Below are 14,549 nucleotides of genomic sequence, written 5' to 3'. Positions count from 1 at the left end.
TTGGCTCACTGAAGCTGGCGCCAGCCGATGCGCGCCGAGGGCCCGCCCAGCACGCGCAGGCGCATCGGCCCGCCCCGCCCCAGGCTGACCACATCGGGGCCCGCCGAACGCAGCCACAGGCGGGCCTGGGGCCCGGCGCGCCAGCCACTGATGTCGGCCAGCTCGGTGCCGGTGAAGCCGCCACCATCGGTGTCAAACGCCGGCCATGGCGCCGGCGCGCCGCTGAAGACGTCGAGCAGGTACTCATGGCTGAGGGCCTCGCGCAGCGGGGCCTCACAGCTTGGCGAGCCCGCCTCGGCCGGCTCGCTGCGGGCCGGCACCTGGCTGCGCTGCAGCCACAGGCGGCCCAGCACCTGGCCGCTGGAGAGCACCCGCTCGCCTGGCTCGGGCAGGTCCAGGTACCAGCCGCGCACGGGCGCTGGCCCGCGGTAGTCCACGGGGTGGCGGCTGCTGCGGTAGAAGGTCTGCGGGCCCTGCCGAATCGCCTCGGTGCGCTGCTGCGCCACCAAGGGCGAGGACGAAAGCCGCCGCCAGCCCTCACCCACGGGGGTGCTGGGCCCCATTTGCACGGTCGAGACCCCCACCGCCACGCGGGCCGTGTCCCAGAGGCCATACAGGGTCTGCACGCCGGTGCTGCTGCGGTCACCCGCCGTCAGCAGGCGGCCGGTGCCAAAGGCCAGCATCACACCGCCGTAGGGGTGGGGCAACCAGGCGGGGGCCACCCCGATCGGCTGGCGCCGGCCCTGGGCGTCTTCGGCGACAAAGAGCGGCCCGCCCGGTGCGGCCACCCGCCAATCCGAGGCCTGGGCACTGCTGAGGTCGAACTTCCAGAGCTGCCCCTGCAGGTCGCCCGCGTAGGCCACATCGACCTGGCCGTCGCCGTTGAAATCGATCAGCTGGGGGGTGGACAGGCCATTTCCTGGAGCACCAGGAACACCAGGACCACCCGGCAGGCCCGACGCCACCGGCAGCTTGAGCAGTTCCTTCGCGCCATCCAGGTACTGGATCAGCAGCACCGCACGCTCGTTGCGGCTGTTCACCCCATTGCCCATCAGCACCGCCCAGCGGCCATTGTTGAGGCGGCTGAACTGCATCACCCGGGCAGGATGCGCCGGGTCTGTGGTGGGCTCGAGGATCTGGTGGCCGATGTCGGGATCGGCGCCGTCGCTGCGGTCCAGCACCACCTGCCGGGCGGGGTCCTGCTGGGCGAACTGGGTGGGTGAGCTGACATCGAGCACGAAATAGCCCTTGCCTCCCAGGCCCAGGGTGGCAAGCAACAGGGTCTTCCACCCACTGCCGTCGAAGACATCGCCGCTCATGAGGCGCCCGTCAACGCTGTAGCGGTGCGCGTAGGCCGGCTCGGTCAGGTCACGCAGCCGAGGCCAGGCGCCCAGCGGCACGTAAGCCAGCGTCTCGCGGCCATCCTGGCTGGAGAAGCCGTGCAGCATGCCGTCGTTGGCGCCCACGTAGACCATGGCGGCACGGCCCCGGTGCTGTTGCACAAAGGCCGCGTAACCCGGCTCAGAACGCCCCGGCACCGGCGGCCCGACAGACCAGGGGGCCGAATGCACGATGTCGCCCAGCAGGCTGCCCCGTTGCCGCAGGCGCCCACCCTGCGGCGCTTCATCGGCGCGCGAGCCCCGCAGGTAGCGCAGCCGCAGTTCCCCCTCGGCATCGGGCGCGCGCGGCCCGCCCTTGAGCACATCGCGCTGGGCAGCGCTCAACCCATCCCATTCAAAGCGGACACCACGGCTGCCGTCATGGGTCCAGATCAGGCGCTGCTCGGGCGCCATGCCCTGCAGGACCTGGCCCGCCTCCCAGGCCGGACGGGACTGCAAGCCCCCTTTGTCGTCCACAGCGATGGCCTGCAGGGTGCCGCTCCAGTGCCGGCTCTGGTAGCCCGCCAGGTAGAGCACCCCACCGGCATCCAGCGTCTGGGTGTTGGCCGACAGCGCCACCTCGGATTCGGTGTTCTCGCGCGGGATCGGCCCGAGGATGTCGCCCAGGGCCTGGCTCAGGCTCTCGTGATCGGTGGCCTGCACAAAGCGCCCGCGCCCATTGATCGCCACGTGCCAAAGCTCCTGCAGGCGCGCACGCGCCAGGGCCTCGTCGGCCAGGGCGCGGCCATCCAGGGGGCTTGGCTCGATGCAGAGGTTGGGGGGCAAAGGCCCATCCCCCTTCAATGAGGGGAAATGGCCGCGCAGCAGATCGGCATTCGTGCCGGCGGTGAACAGGGGGTTGCACCAACCCACCTCTCCGCGCACCAGGGCCTGGAAATCGCCCGACCAGGTGTCACCCGCCCACCAGGGCCGGCGCCGCGGGCCGGACTCGGGCAATGGATAGGCATCGGCCGGCCGCGCATCCTGCAAGGGCGGGATGAAGCCCACGGTGTGGGTGCTGAGGTGCTGCCAGGTGGCCGGGTCGTTTTTCGGGTTCCAGTACTCGGGCACCCGGTAAGGGGCCGCCGCCGTGCCGAGATCGGCCTCGGCGGCCTGGCGCACCTGGGGCGGCACCTGATTGGCCAGGCCGGGTTGCAGGTCGCTGGCCCAATGGTCAAAGGCGAAATCGGCCAGGGTGTTGTGGTGCCAGCGCGGCTGGCCGGGGGCGCGCTTGCTGCTGAGCCGCGGCTGGTAGCCATCGCGAAAGACCCGCGTCACCGCCTCGGTCTGGCCATAGGGGTCATACACCACGCCATCGGGCAGCACGCGGCGGGTGCCGTCGGCATTGCCGGCGTCGGCTGCATGCGCGCCAGCCAAGGCCTCATCGCTCCACCCGCCCGCGTCGATGAACAGGTGGTAGGACCGGCGACAGGCCAGCACCGGGGCCTCCGCCTGGCCGGGGATGGCGGCATACGGCCCCTCCACACCGGTGCTTCTCATGAAGCGCCCCGCCTCGGAGAACAACAGATGCGCCGGTTGGGACTGGTTGGGCACCAGCGCCTCCAGCCATTGGAAGAAGCGCGCCCGCTCGGTGCTGTCGAGCGAGCGGAGCTGGAGCCGCCTGGCACAGCCTGCGTCGGCCTGAGGGCGGCAACTGCCGTAGGACTGGTAGGCCAGGCGCAGGCTGTCGTCGGGCACGGCATCGGCACTGAAACCCGAGCGCAGCACCGCACGCAAGGCCTGCAAACCACCGGGGCCCAGCGACACGGAGTCGCCCACGGAGAGGATCAGATTGGGCGGCGCGCCCGTGGCCCCCGCCGGGGCCGTCTCCAGGGGCAGGGGCTCGGCCCCTGCTTGGCCAGCCATCCCGCAAGCAAGAGCCAACACCCCCCAGCTGTGTTTTCCGATCATGACGCTCAGCCCTTTCATCCCTGGTCGTGCTCCATCCAAAGCCTCAGGGGCTGCCCAACACGTTCCGCACCAGCAGGGACTGCAGCACGGTGGGCGCCCCCGCCCGCCGGCCCTGCACCACCGCGGTGATGCGGAAGATTAAGGGGTCGGCCGGCGTGGGCGACCAGATCGCCAGAGCTCCCCCGGCGGCGGCGGCCCCCGCGTTGTAGGGCAGCACCTCGATCCAGTACCAGGCCCCCCGGCTGGCACCGGGCTGCAGCAGCGGGTTGCCCGCGCCGGCCGCCAGCGTGGCGCCGCTGTAGCGGCCATACGGAACACCGCCCCCCGCGACCACGAAAGTGCTCAGCGTCTGCTCATTGCGCCAAAAGCCCGTGCCCGCCTCGGCGGTGGCGGCCGGCCCCAGGCTCAGGCAGAGGCCATCGGCGCAGGGTGGGTTGCGCAGGGCCAACTGCTGGGCCAGCAGACCAAAATCGGCCACAGTGTGGGGCACCCTGGTGGTGGTGGCCGGGTGGCGGCAGCCCACCCCAGCGGGGCCGGGCCGGCAGGCCTGCCCCTGGGGCCCGAGGCCGAGCACATCCAGCTCGGCATCGCGCAGCAAGGCCTCGGCCGCCTCGAAGGCCCGGCTGGCTTCGCTGTCGTTGCCGGCCAGCATCTCCGACAGGCGCACGACCTGGGTACCGGCCAGCACCAGCCAGGCGCAGAGCAGGACCATCACCACCACGACCAGCAGCGACACCCCTTGTTGGGCCGGCAGAGGCCTCATCGCACACGCCCCAGGCCACGCAGCACGAAGGTGTTGCGCAACACGATGTGCCGGCGCCCCTCATGGGCCTGATCCAGCCCATTGCAGCCCTGGAACGAAGGGCCCTCCAGGCGGGGCCCGCCCACCACGCCCACCATCTGCAGACAGACCTGCACCGCGAGCACCTGAGGCCATCGGCCACCCATCTGGTCGGCATCCAGCCATTGCAGGGTGGCAAGGTCACCACTGCCCAGGCGCAGCGCGTAACGCACCTGGAAATCCTCCAGCGACTCGGCCACCGGCTGCGGAGTGGCGGCATTGCTGGAGCCCCGGCACATCAGGCGCCCCCCGCTCACGTAAAAGCGGCTGTCCACCCGGTGCAGGGTTTTGGCCGTGCCGGCGCCCAGGCAATCGGGGGTGCTGCCGGCCGATCGGTTCTCAAAGCTCAGCACCAGGGTGTCGGCGCTGCCCTGCGGCCCGTCCAGCCCCCAGACATGGCCGCCGTCACCCACCCCATCGCCGTCGAGATCCAGGCCATCGAAGTGCGGGCTGTACACAAAGGTGTGCTCCGACAGTGGGGCCGCCGGATTGAGGAGTTGCAGTTCAACCGCGCCAGCCGGCCGCAACTGGCTGCCGATCAGGCGCATCGCGTTGTTGGCCTGGGCCATCAACTCGGCCCCGTCCAGGGTCTGCCGTGACAGCACCCGGGTCGAGGCCAGCAGCCCCAGCGCCGCCAGAGCCAGCAGCAGGCCGATGGCCAGCCCCGTCAGCAGTTCTGGCAGCGACACACCGCGCACAGCGCCCTGGCACGGGAGCGGTGTTCGAGATGAGACGGTGGACAGCCTCATGGCGCCGAATACAGCAGCTGGCAGATCTGCCGCTCGGGGCAGGTCAGCGTCGTGCCGCCCGACTGAGCCGACAGCCTCAAAGGGGCCAGGTAGTCCGCAGCGCGGGTGGCCTCGCGGGCACGCCAGCCCAGCAGAACGCCGATCTGGCCGTCTGCGCCCCCAGGCCGAAAGACGGTGGCATGCCCCAGGGGCAGATCACGGCCGACCTGTCGATGCCACTGAGCGAGATCCCAGGTGGCCAGGGCCTGCGGGCGGCAGGGCTGGGCGCGGCAGTCTGGCGCGCCGTCGAGGGCGCCGTCGAGGGCGCTGTTGAGGGCGCTGCCGGCCCTGTCAGGCGGGCTCAGGTAGGCCGCCACCACCGCGGAGCCCCCGGGGTTGGCCTTGATGCGCTCGAACAGGTCCTGCGCCAGACGGGTGGCCACCACACGTTGTGCGGCCACTTGGCCATCGATGTCGCTGCGCAGCTGCAGTGCCAGCAGCCCCAGCACTGCCGAGGCCAGCACGCCCAGGGCCACCAGGGCCTCGAGCAAGGCCACGCCGGTGAGCGAAGAACGAGGCCTCATGACCCGCTGCAGGAGACGGTGGCGGGCAGCTTGCGGATCCGGCCTCCGGTGGCGCTGCAGACCTGGTAGGTGGAATCGAGCCGGTGGTTCGGCGGCGTGAAGGTGAAGCCCAGGTTGACGCCGCCCAGTTGCCCCCAGCGGTTGACGGCAAAGGAACGCAGACCGAGCGAGCGCATGACCGAGGTGCCGTCGGCGACGCGGAACACCTGGATCAGTTGATCTGAACCGGGTCCACCCGACCGGGCGGGAGGCTTGAACACACCGTCGCCATCGCGATCGGCAAACACCAGCCAGCCGCAGGACCAGTCCTGAACGGAATCCGGGCGGGCGCAGGTGGCGTCCTCCAGGCGCTGGACCCCCACGCCGCCGCCGCGTCGCAGGGCCTCCATGCGCGCCAGGTTCAGGGCCGCCACCATCTGGCTGGCGGCCAGGTCGGCCTTGTAGCGCTGCGCCAGCCCACTGAAGCTGGGGGCTGCCAGCGCGACAAGCAAGCCCATCAGCGCCAGCGTGACCATGAGCTCGACCAGGGTCAGGCCTTGACCGCACCGGTTTGGCTTGTTTTTGGAGCTTGGCGACGCACCTGAAGACATCCGACGAAAATACGTGCTTCAGCCACATCACGGCACACCGACGCGAACGACGGTTTTTATCTCAGGACCACTGGATTGACACGCCCCAACGCCCCCTCTTCAAGCCACCCTGCGCACCCGATGGATCAGGCGCTGGCCCTGGCCGCCCAGGCCCGGCTGATCTGCCCGCCCAACCCCGCCGTTGGCGCCGTGCTGATGAGCGCGGACGGTCGGGTCATCGGCTGTGGCCACACCCAGGTGCGCGGGGGGCCCCATGCCGAGGTCATGGCCTTGCGCGACGCCCAGGCGCGCGGTGAATCCACCCAGGGCGCCACCGCCTATGTCACGCTGGAGCCCTGCTCCCACCACGGCCGCACCGGCCCCTGCTGCGATGCGTTGATTGCCGCCGGCGTGGGCCGCGTGGTGGCCTCGCTGCAAGACCCCAACCCCTTGGTGGCCGGCCAGGGCTTTGCCCGCTTGCGGGCTGCCGGCGTCGAGGTGGAGGTCGGTCCCGGCGAAGCGGCGGCACGCGAGCTCAACATCGGCTTCTTCTCGCGCATGACCCGGGGGCGCCCCTGGGTGCGCAGCAAGATCGCGGGCTCGCTGGACGGACGCACCGCACTGGACAACGGCGTCAGCCAGTGGATCACCTCCCCCGAGGCGCGCGCCGATGGCCAACTGTGGCGGGCCCGTGCCGGTGCCGTGCTCACCGGCGTGGGCACCGTGCTGGCTGACGACCCCCTGCTCAATGTGCGCGATGCGCAAGGGGTGCCCACACCCCGCCAACCGGTGCTGATGGTGCTGGACAGCCAGTTGCGCACGCCGCTCACCGCCCGCCTGTTCACGCTCGACCGGCCCTGCCTGCTCGTCACCACCGTGGCCGATGCAGCCCGCCACGCCCCCTACCAGGCCCGCCAGGCCGAAGTGCTGGTGCTGCCCGGCCCGGATGGGCGCATCGACCTGGTGGCGCTGATGACCGAACTGGGCCGCCGCGAAGTGAACGAACTGCATGTCGAGGCCGGCCCCCTCCTGAACGCGGCCTTGCTGCAGGCCGGCCTGACCGATGAATGGCTGTTCTACCTCGCGCCCAAGCTGCTGGGGCCCGGACGGCCCCTGCTGGCCCTGCCTGCCCTGAGCCGGCTCGACGAGGCCTGCACCCTGGCCTTCACCGACATCGATCGCGTCGGCCCGGATCTGCGCCTGTTGGCGCGCCGGGCCGCCCCCCCAATTTCCAACTCAACCTTCTGACAGGACAAGCTGAACATGTTCACTGGAATCATCACTGGCGTCGGCCGCATCGTGGCCTTGCAAGACCTGGGCAGCAGCGCCAGCCACGGCAAGCGCCTGAGCATCGAAACCCCGGCGGGCTACCTGGACGACGTCGGCCTGGGTGACAGCATTGCGCTCAATGGCGCCTGCATGACCGTGACCTCGCTGCAACTGACCGAACGCCAGTTCACGGTCGACATCTCGGCCGAATCGCTGGACAAGACCAGCGGCCTGGACCGCACCGGCACCATCAATCTGGAAAAGGCCCTGCGCGCCAACGACCGCCTGGGCGGCCACATCGTGTCGGGCCATGTGGACGGTCTGGGCACCGTGCTGCGTTTTGAGCAGATCAGCGAGAGCTGGGAACTGCGCATCGGCGCCCCCGCCAGCCTGGCCCGCTTTCTGGCCTACAAGGGTTCGATCACGGTCAATGGCGTCAGCCTGACCGTCAACCAGGTGCAAGACACCGCGGATGGCGCCGAGATCAGCATCAACCTGATCCCCCACACGGTCGCCAATACCGCGTTGGGCGTGCTCAAGGCGGGTGATCGGGTCAACCTCGAAATTGACACGGTGGCACGGTATGTCGAAAGAATGCTCTCCACAACCCATAAATAAATCGAAACAATCCAATCAAAAAAAACCGGGGCTGACAACCCCGGTTTTTTTCATGGGGCACCTCGAAATTTAAATTTCAGCAATTTCAAAAACAATCAATACCGTCCATCAAGTAAAAATTATCGCTCATTAGATAAATAACCCCAGCTTGAGCAGCAATCGTCCACCCCAAACAAATCCTGATCGAGGCCCTCACAGGAATGCCTCCCCTCAACCGGGGCCTGAACCAGCGGCATCGATTTGCAAATAATCACAGATTATTTATTTGCTCACACAAAATCGGTCCTATTTTTAAAACAGCCCGGATTCCCATCGCTTCTCCATTAAATTCAGCTGAGCCGGTGCGTGCATGGAAACAGGAATATGCCTGTCGTCGCAGGTATCGGCACAGCGCTGATGCCCGGTCAATACCGTGTGGCGGCAGCGCGGTTCAATTTCAAAACTGGAGAATGTCATGAAGAAACTCGCTCTTTCCCTGGGCCTGGCCCTGACCCAACTGGCCCTCATTCCCGCCCATGCCAACCCGGGCGGCGAGGCGGCAGCCCAGGCGGCCAAGAGCCACGGCACCGGCGAAGCGGCCACCGCGGACGACCGCGCCAAGGCATCCAAGCCTGCCAGCGCCGAACAAAAGGCCGAGGCCCGCGCCAAACGCAAGGCCGAAGGCGCTGCCGCCGCCAAGGCCGACAAGGCCAACGGTTCGGGCGAAGCCGCCACCGCAGACGACCGCGCCAAGGCCTCCCAGCCTGCCAGCGCCGAACAGAAAGCCGAAGCCCGCGCCAAGCGCAAGGCCGCTGGTGCGGCAGCCGCCCAGGCCGACAAGGCCCAGGGTTCGGGTGAAGCTGCGACGGCCGACGACCGCGCCAAGAAGTAAGAAAGCAGCCCTCAAGGCCGGGTGCGCCCTTGCCCAGGCAGGGGCCTGGGGCCTGCCCGGTCGGCCCCCATGAGAAACGGCCATGCCCCCTGAGCCCCAGCAACTGGCATGCCAATTGCTAATCCGCTTTCACCGACTCCGAACCCTTTGGGATGACACCCCGATCGGAACCCCAAAGCTGGTGAATCTCAACTTTTGATTCGTGTCAAGCACCCAGATCAAAAAACCGAATCACACACCAAAAGTGTCGCAACTCGGACACTTAAGCCACTCATCGCAAAAAAACATCCGCCCACTCCGTTAGAGTGGTGTTACTGCGCCTGCGAACTCGGCCATGGGTTTCCTGATGTTGACTGGCAGGCACAGCAAAACGTGCAAGCGTCCGGTTCCGGACGTTCACTGACTAGCTCGGATTTTTGGAGAAACGTATGAAAAAAGTGATTCTTTCCGTGGGTGTGGCTCTGGTTCAACTGATGGCCGTCAACGCTTTCGCCGCTGGTGAAGTGGACGCAACCGACAGCAAGGCTGCTGCTTCGACCCCCGCCACCAAGGCTGAAAAGCAAGCTGCCCGCGCCGAGCGCAAGGCTGCTGGCGCTGAAGCCGCCAAGGCCGCCAAGGCCGCCGAGAACGGTGATGCCGCTGGTGGCGCCGACAAGGCTGTTCCGTCGGCCAAGGCCACTGCCGCCGAAAAGAAGGCTGCCCGCGCCAAGCGCAAGGCCGCCGGCGCTGAAGCCGCCAAGACCGAAAAGAACGGTCAGTGATAGGCCAGTGACCACGCTCAGGCGTGGTCCCGTCCGGTCTCTGAGCAGACCGGTGCCAGCACAGAGACAGCAGGCGTGGAGTGATCCGCGGCCTGCTGTTTTGCTTTGCACCCCCTCGCGCCCCACCCTGCTGCCCTGCGTGAGTCCGAAGCAAATGCCTGACGCAGAAGCACCGGAGGTGCCCGCCACGCTGGACGGTTGGCTTTGCAGCGATAATCGGGGTTTGTCGGTTCATCCAGGATCTCCCCAAGAGGCTTCCCGCATCACCCTGACACACCGTGGCCTGCCGGCCAGGCTCACGCCCTGGCGTCTGGGCGCTGACCCGCAGGGCGACGGAAACAAGCGAATCAACCCATGGACCACACCCTGCCCCCTTCCGCACCGCTGCACCCGCAGCGGCAGGATGCCGGCGAGCTGGCCCGATCACATCGACACCCATGACAAGCAAATCACTCACGCCCGTGGCCATCTCCCCGGTAGAGGACATCGTGGCCGACATCCGCGCCGGCCGCATGGTCATCCTGGTGGATGAAGAAGACCGCGAGAACGAAGGCGACCTGGTGCTGGCAGCCGACCATGTCAGCGCCGAGTACATCAACTTCATGGCGCGCTATGCCCGCGGCCTGATCTGCCTGACCCTGTCGCGCGAGATGTGCGAGAAGCTGCAACTCCCGCCCATGGTGGCGCGCAACGGGGCCAAGCACTCGACCGCGTTCACGGTGTCGATCGAAGCGGCTGAAGGCGTCACCACCGGCATTTCGGCTGCCGACCGGGCCCGCACCGTGCAGGCGGCTGTGGCCCGCAATGCCCAGGCCAGCGACCTGGTGCAGCCCGGCCACATCTTTCCGCTGCAGGCGGTCGATGGCGGTGTGCTGATGCGCGCCGGCCACACCGAAGCCGGTTGCGACCTGGCCACCATGGCCGGCTGCAGCCCCGCCTCGGTGATCTGCGAAGTGATGAACGAAGACGGCACCATGGCCCGCCTGCCGGACCTGCAGCTGTTTGCCGCCGAGCACGGCCTGAAGATCGGCACCATCGCCGACCTGATCGAGTACCGCAGCCGCACCGAGTCCTTGATCGAGAGCCTGGGCGTGCGCAACATCCGCACCGCCTACGGCGAGTTCCAGGCCCACGCCTTCCGCGACAAGCCCAGCCAGGCCATCCACCTGGCCCTGGTGAAGGGCCAATGGCAGGCCGATGAAGTGGTGGACGTGCGCGTGCACGAGCCGCTGTCGGTGCTGGATGCCCTGGAGATCAACCGCAGCATGCACTCCTGGGGGCTGGATGCCAGCCTGGCGCACTTTGCCGCCAATGGCAAGGGCGTGGCCGTGCTGCTCAACTGCGGCGAAAGCGCCAGCGAACTGCTGGCCCAGTTTGAAGGCCGTGCCCGTGCGGCCCAGGCCCCTGAACGTGGCCGCATGGACCTGCGCACCTACGGCGTGGGCGCGCAGATCCTGCGGGCCTGCGGCGTGCACCGCATGCGCCTGATGGGCAACCCGCGCCGCATGCCCAGCATGACCGGCTACGGCCTCGAGATCACCGGCTACCTCACCAAGGAATAAGACACATGTTTGGCGCAGAAAAAGGCACGTCCGACAAGCTGGACGGCAAGAAACTCCACATCGGCATCGTGCAGGCCCGTTTCAACGAAAGCATCACCAACGCCCTGGCCGACGCCTGCAAGGCCGAACTGGCCGCCCTGGGGGTGCAGGACAAGCACATCCACCACGTGCTGGTGCCTGGCGCGCTGGAAGTGCCGGTGGCCCTGCAGGCCCTGGCAGAAAAAGACGAGTACGACGCCCTGATTGCCCTGGGCTGCATCATCCGTGGCGAGACCTACCACTTCGAACTGGTGGCCAACGAATCGGGCGCCGGCGTGACCCGTCTCTCGCTGGACTACCAGATCCCGATCGCCAACGCGATCATCACCACCGAAAACCTGGAGCAGGCCGTGGCCCGCCAGACCGACAAGGGGCGCGACGCGGCCCGGGTGGCGGTCGAGATGGCCAACCTGCTGGACGAACTTTCATGAGCGACACCCCCACCCCCGCACCTCGCCAGCCCCGCGCTCCGCGCAAGGGCACGACCAGCACCGGCGCCCGCAAGGCCGCCTCGAAATCCGATCGCAGCCGGGCCCGCGAATTCACCCTGCAGGCGCTGTACCAGTTCCTGGTGGGCAAGAATGACGCCAGCGACATCGACCACTTCACGCGCGACCTGTCGGGCTTTCACAAGGCCGACGCCGCCCACTACAACACCTTGCTGCATGGTTGCATCGCCCAGGCCGACGAACTGGATGCCCGGATCGCCCCTCTGCTGGACCGCAAGCTGGCCGAGATCTCGCCCATCGAGCACGCCGTGATGTGGATCGGCGCCTACGAACTGCAGTTCTGCCATGACGTGCCCTGGCGCGTGGTGCTCAACGAGTGCATCGAACTCGCCAAGGAATTTGGCGGCACCGATGGCCACAAGTACGTGAACGCCGTGCTCAACGGCCTGGCCCCCAGCCTGCGCGCCGCCGAAGTGGCCGCCGACAAGGGCAAGGCGCCGCAGGCAACCCCTGCGGCCCCGGCAACCGCTCCAGACGATGCGGCCGCACCGCCCTCTGCCGACTGAGCTGCCCGCTGCATCGCCTCCACTGCCTGATTTGCCTGTCAAGCCTGCACAGCCCCGCGCATGAAAATCTCCACCCGAGCTGGGCGCATCGAGCCCTTCTATGTCATGGAGGTGGCCAAGGCTGCTTCCGAACTGGCCCGCGAGGTGGCGCACAGCAGCCGCCCGATGATCTTCCTGAACATCGGCGAGCCCGACTTCACCGCACCCCCTGCCGTGCAGGAAGCCGCCGCCAAAGCCATCCGCGACGGGGCCACCCAGTACACCCAGGCCACCGGCCTGATGGCGCTGCGTGAGCGCATCAGCCAGTGGTATGCCGACCGCTTCGGCGCCCAGGTGCCCGCGCGGCGCATCGTGATCACGGCCGGCGCTTCGGCCGCGCTGCAACTGGCCTGCCTGGCGCTGATCGACGCAGGCGACGAAGTGCTGATGCCCGACCCCAGCTACCCCTGCAACCGCCACTTTGTGAGCGCGGCCGAGGGCAATGCGGTGCTGATCCCGACCACGGCGGCCGAGCGTTACCAGCTCAGTGCCGACAAGGTGCGCCAGGCCTGGACGCCGCGCACCCGCGGCGTGCTGCTGGCTTCGCCCTCCAACCCCACGGGTACCTCGATCCACCCCGATGAACTGCGCCGCATCCACGAAGTGGTGAAGCAGCACGACGGCATCACGATGGTCGACGAGATCTACCTGGGCCTGAGCTACGACGACACCTATGGCCACACAGGCCTGGGCATTGACGACCAGCTCATCAGCATCAACAGCTTCAGCAAGTACTTCAACATGACAGGCTGGCGCCTGGGCTGGCTGGTGGTGCCCGATGCGCTGGTGCCGGTGGTCGAGCGCCTGGCCCAGAACCTGTTCATCTGCGCCAGCACGGTGGCCCAGCATGCCGCCCTGGCCTGCTTCGAGCCCGACAGCCTGGCCGAGTACGAACGCCGCCGCGCCGAGTTCAAGGCCCGCCGCGATTACTTCATCCCCGCGCTGGAAAGCGTGGGGCTGACGGTGCCTGTGAAGCCCGACGGGGCCTTCTACGCCTGGGCCCACTGCCGCGACTGGTGCCAGCGCCTGGGCGTGAAAGACAGCTGGGACCTGGCCTACACCCTGATGCGTGAAAGCCACTTGGCCGTGACCCCTGGGCGCGACTTCGGCAGCGCCGAGACCGCGGATTTCCTGCGCTTTTCCACCGCCAGTTCGATGGAACACCTGCAGGAATCGATCGCCCGCCTGAAGGCCCTGGCCGGATGAACCCGCAAGCCGCTCCGCAAAGTGCCGCCTACCGCCACCGCGTGCGCGTGTACTGGGAAGACACCGATGCCGGTGGCATCGTGTTCTATGCCAACTACCTCAAGTTCTTCGAGCGTGCCCGCACCGAATGGCTGCGCAGCCTGGGCGTGGGCCAACAGGCGCTGCGCGAGGCCACGGGCGGCATGTTCGTGGTCAGCGAGACCAGCGTGCGCTACCACCGTCCGGCGCGGCTCGACGACCAGCTCATCGTCACCGCCAGCCTGCACACCCCGGGCCGGGCCTCGCTGGTGATTGCCCAGCAGGCCTGGCTGCAGGATGCGGCAGGCCTGCCGGTGGAACTTCTGTGCGAAGGCACGATCCGCATAGGCTGGGTCGATGCGGCCAGCCTGCGCCCCGCACGCATCCCGACGAACATCCTGGAAGTACTCTCATGAATTCTCAAGACCTGTCCATCGTGCATCTGGTGCTGCATGCCAGTCTGGTGGTCCAGCTGGTCATGGCCTTGCTGGCCTGCATCTCGATCGCCAGCTGGACGGCCATCTTCCGCAAGCTGTTCTCGATCAAGCGCGTGAAAGCCCTCAATGAAGAGTTCGAACGCGAGTTCTGGTCGGGCACCAGCCTGAACGACCTGTTTGCCGCGGCGGCGCAGAACGCCCGCCAGTCCGGCCCCATGGAGCGCATCTTTGCCAGTGGCATGCGTGAATTCCAGAAGCTTCGCGAGCGCCGCATCAGCGACGCAGGCACCCTGATGGATGGTGCCCGCCGCGCCATGCGAGCCAGCTTCCAGCGCGAGATGGACGTGATCGAGTCCAATCTGTCCTTCCTGGCCTCGGTCGGCTCTGTATCCCCCTATGTGGGCCTGTTCGGCACGGTGTGGGGCATCATGGGCGCGTTCTCGGGCCTGGCCGCCCTGCAGCAGGTCACCCTGGCCACGGTGGCCCCCGGCATCGCCGAAGCCCTGGTCTCGACCGCCATCGGCCTGTTCTCGGCCATCCCGGCGGTGGTGGCCTACAACCGCTTTGCGCGCGACATCGATCGCGTGGCCATCCACCAGGAAACCTTCATCGAAGAGTTCTCCAACATCCTGCAGCGCAACCTGGGCGCCCAGGCCGCCCAAGCTGCGCAGGCTTCGGCCTCGGGCCGCTGAACCCCGCCGG

Annotated in this window: 15 protein-coding genes; 10 read left to right on the top strand and 5 right to left on the bottom strand. The window is 67.9% G+C overall.

The features are described from left to right. Positions 1-5 precede the first annotated feature (5 nt). From L880_RS0109930 to L880_RS0109910, 5 genes are all read right to left on the bottom strand, one after another. Positions 6-3,245 (bottom strand): pilus assembly protein, encoded by a 3,240-nt coding sequence (locus L880_RS0109930; RefSeq protein WP_027475551.1) that lies wholly within the window; start codon positions 3,243-3,245, stop codon positions 6-8. Positions 3,246-3,333: 88 nt separating this feature from the next. Next, positions 3,334-4,053, bottom strand: coding sequence for a pilus assembly PilX family protein (locus tag L880_RS0109925; RefSeq protein WP_157462770.1), 720 nt, complete (start codon positions 4,051-4,053; stop codon positions 3,334-3,336). Continuing rightward, positions 4,050-4,820 carry a PilW family protein gene (locus L880_RS0109920; RefSeq protein WP_169737746.1) on the bottom strand — a complete coding sequence of 257 codons (771 nt, stop codon included), beginning with the start codon at positions 4,818-4,820 and terminating at the stop codon, positions 4,050-4,052. Before L880_RS0109920 ends, L880_RS0109925 begins: the two co-directional genes overlap by 4 nt. Positions 4,821-4,876: 56 nt before the next feature. Next, positions 4,877-5,443: a type IV pilus modification protein PilV gene (gene pilV / locus L880_RS0109915; protein WP_084461201.1), complete on the bottom strand. Its 567-nt coding sequence runs from the start codon at positions 5,441-5,443 to the stop codon at positions 4,877-4,879. Beyond that, complete coding sequence (locus L880_RS0109910; RefSeq protein ID WP_084461200.1) at positions 5,440-6,033, bottom strand: GspH/FimT family pseudopilin; 594 nt, start codon at positions 6,031-6,033, stop codon at positions 5,440-5,442. The genes pilV and L880_RS0109910 overlap by 4 nt, the downstream gene beginning before the upstream one ends. A gap of 120 nt (positions 6,034-6,153) precedes the next feature. Between L880_RS0109910 and ribD the strand changes: the two genes are divergently transcribed. The 10 genes from ribD (at position 6,154) to tolQ (ending at position 14,539) form a co-directional block, all read left to right on the top strand. Continuing rightward, the gene (gene ribD, locus L880_RS0109905; protein ID WP_027475546.1) at positions 6,154-7,260 is read left to right on the top strand and encodes a bifunctional diaminohydroxyphosphoribosylaminopyrimidine deaminase/5-amino-6-(5-phosphoribosylamino)uracil reductase RibD; all 1,107 of its coding nucleotides are present in this window, start codon (positions 6,154-6,156) and stop codon (positions 7,258-7,260) included. A 15-nt stretch (positions 7,261-7,275) separates the two neighbouring features. After that, positions 7,276-7,899, top strand: a complete 624-nt coding sequence (locus L880_RS0109900; protein WP_027475545.1) for a riboflavin synthase — start codon at positions 7,276-7,278, stop codon at positions 7,897-7,899. Between the two features lie 454 nt (positions 7,900-8,353). Next, a complete protein-coding gene (locus tag L880_RS0109895) occupies positions 8,354-8,770 on the top strand; it encodes a hypothetical protein (RefSeq protein WP_027475544.1) in 417 nt (138 codons plus the stop codon). Positions 8,771-9,198: 428 nt separating this feature from the next. Next, complete coding sequence (locus L880_RS0109890; protein WP_027475543.1) at positions 9,199-9,531, top strand: hypothetical protein; 333 nt, start codon at positions 9,199-9,201, stop codon at positions 9,529-9,531. Positions 9,532-9,968: 437 nt separating this feature from the next. Further along, the gene (gene ribBA / locus L880_RS0109885) at positions 9,969-11,093 is read left to right on the top strand and encodes a bifunctional 3,4-dihydroxy-2-butanone-4-phosphate synthase/GTP cyclohydrolase II (RefSeq protein WP_027475542.1); all 1,125 of its coding nucleotides are present in this window, start codon (positions 9,969-9,971) and stop codon (positions 11,091-11,093) included. A gap of 5 nt (positions 11,094-11,098) precedes the next feature. Continuing rightward, entirely contained in the window at positions 11,099-11,563 is a 465-nt protein-coding gene (gene ribH / locus L880_RS0109880) for a 6,7-dimethyl-8-ribityllumazine synthase (protein ID WP_027475541.1), read from the top strand. Continuing rightward, entirely contained in the window at positions 11,560-12,147 is a 588-nt protein-coding gene (gene nusB, locus L880_RS0109875; protein WP_027475540.1) for a transcription antitermination factor NusB, read from the top strand. The genes ribH and nusB overlap by 4 nt, the downstream gene beginning before the upstream one ends. Before the next feature lie 60 nt (positions 12,148-12,207). Then, positions 12,208-13,392, top strand: coding sequence for a pyridoxal phosphate-dependent aminotransferase (locus L880_RS0109870; protein ID WP_027475539.1), 1,185 nt, complete (start codon positions 12,208-12,210; stop codon positions 13,390-13,392). Next, entirely contained in the window at positions 13,389-13,826 is a 438-nt protein-coding gene (gene ybgC, locus L880_RS0109865) for a tol-pal system-associated acyl-CoA thioesterase (protein ID WP_027475538.1), read from the top strand. The genes L880_RS0109870 and ybgC overlap by 4 nt, the downstream gene beginning before the upstream one ends. Beyond that, entirely contained in the window at positions 13,823-14,539 is a 717-nt protein-coding gene (gene tolQ / locus L880_RS0109860) for a protein TolQ (RefSeq protein ID WP_027475537.1), read from the top strand. Before ybgC ends, tolQ begins: the two co-directional genes overlap by 4 nt. The last annotated feature ends 10 nt before the right edge of the window (positions 14,540-14,549 follow it).

The sequence above is a fragment of the Curvibacter gracilis ATCC BAA-807 genome, from assembly GCF_000518645.1.
Classification (GTDB): domain Bacteria; phylum Pseudomonadota; class Gammaproteobacteria; order Burkholderiales; family Burkholderiaceae_C; genus Curvibacter; species Curvibacter gracilis.
This window is presented reverse-complemented; position numbering and strand designations above follow the sequence as displayed.

Coding starts and splice junctions, on each gene's coding strand:
- ribD (WP_027475546.1), top strand. CDS start 6,154: ATGGATCAGGCGCTGGCCCTGGCCGCCCAGGCCCGGCTGATCTGCCCG.
- ribBA (WP_027475542.1), top strand. CDS start 9,969: ATGACAAGCAAATCACTCACGCCCGTGGCCATCTCCCCGGTAGAGGAC.
- L880_RS0109930 (WP_027475551.1), bottom strand. CDS start 3,245: ATGGCTGGCCAAGCAGGGGCCGAGCCCCTGCCCCTGGAGACGGCCCCG.
- tolQ (WP_027475537.1), top strand. CDS start 13,823: ATGAATTCTCAAGACCTGTCCATCGTGCATCTGGTGCTGCATGCCAGT.
- L880_RS0109870 (WP_027475539.1), top strand. CDS start 12,208: ATGAAAATCTCCACCCGAGCTGGGCGCATCGAGCCCTTCTATGTCATG.
- L880_RS0109910 (WP_084461200.1), bottom strand. CDS start 6,033: ATGTCTTCAGGTGCGTCGCCAAGCTCCAAAAACAAGCCAAACCGGTGC.
- ribH (WP_027475541.1), top strand. CDS start 11,099: ATGTTTGGCGCAGAAAAAGGCACGTCCGACAAGCTGGACGGCAAGAAA.
- nusB (WP_027475540.1), top strand. CDS start 11,560: ATGAGCGACACCCCCACCCCCGCACCTCGCCAGCCCCGCGCTCCGCGC.
- ybgC (WP_027475538.1), top strand. CDS start 13,389: ATGAACCCGCAAGCCGCTCCGCAAAGTGCCGCCTACCGCCACCGCGTG.
- L880_RS0109895 (WP_027475544.1), top strand. CDS start 8,354: ATGAAGAAACTCGCTCTTTCCCTGGGCCTGGCCCTGACCCAACTGGCC.
- L880_RS0109900 (WP_027475545.1), top strand. CDS start 7,276: ATGTTCACTGGAATCATCACTGGCGTCGGCCGCATCGTGGCCTTGCAA.
- pilV (WP_084461201.1), bottom strand. CDS start 5,443: ATGAGGCCTCGTTCTTCGCTCACCGGCGTGGCCTTGCTCGAGGCCCTG.
- L880_RS0109925 (WP_157462770.1), bottom strand. CDS start 4,053: ATGAGGCCTCTGCCGGCCCAACAAGGGGTGTCGCTGCTGGTCGTGGTG.
- L880_RS0109890 (WP_027475543.1), top strand. CDS start 9,199: ATGAAAAAAGTGATTCTTTCCGTGGGTGTGGCTCTGGTTCAACTGATG.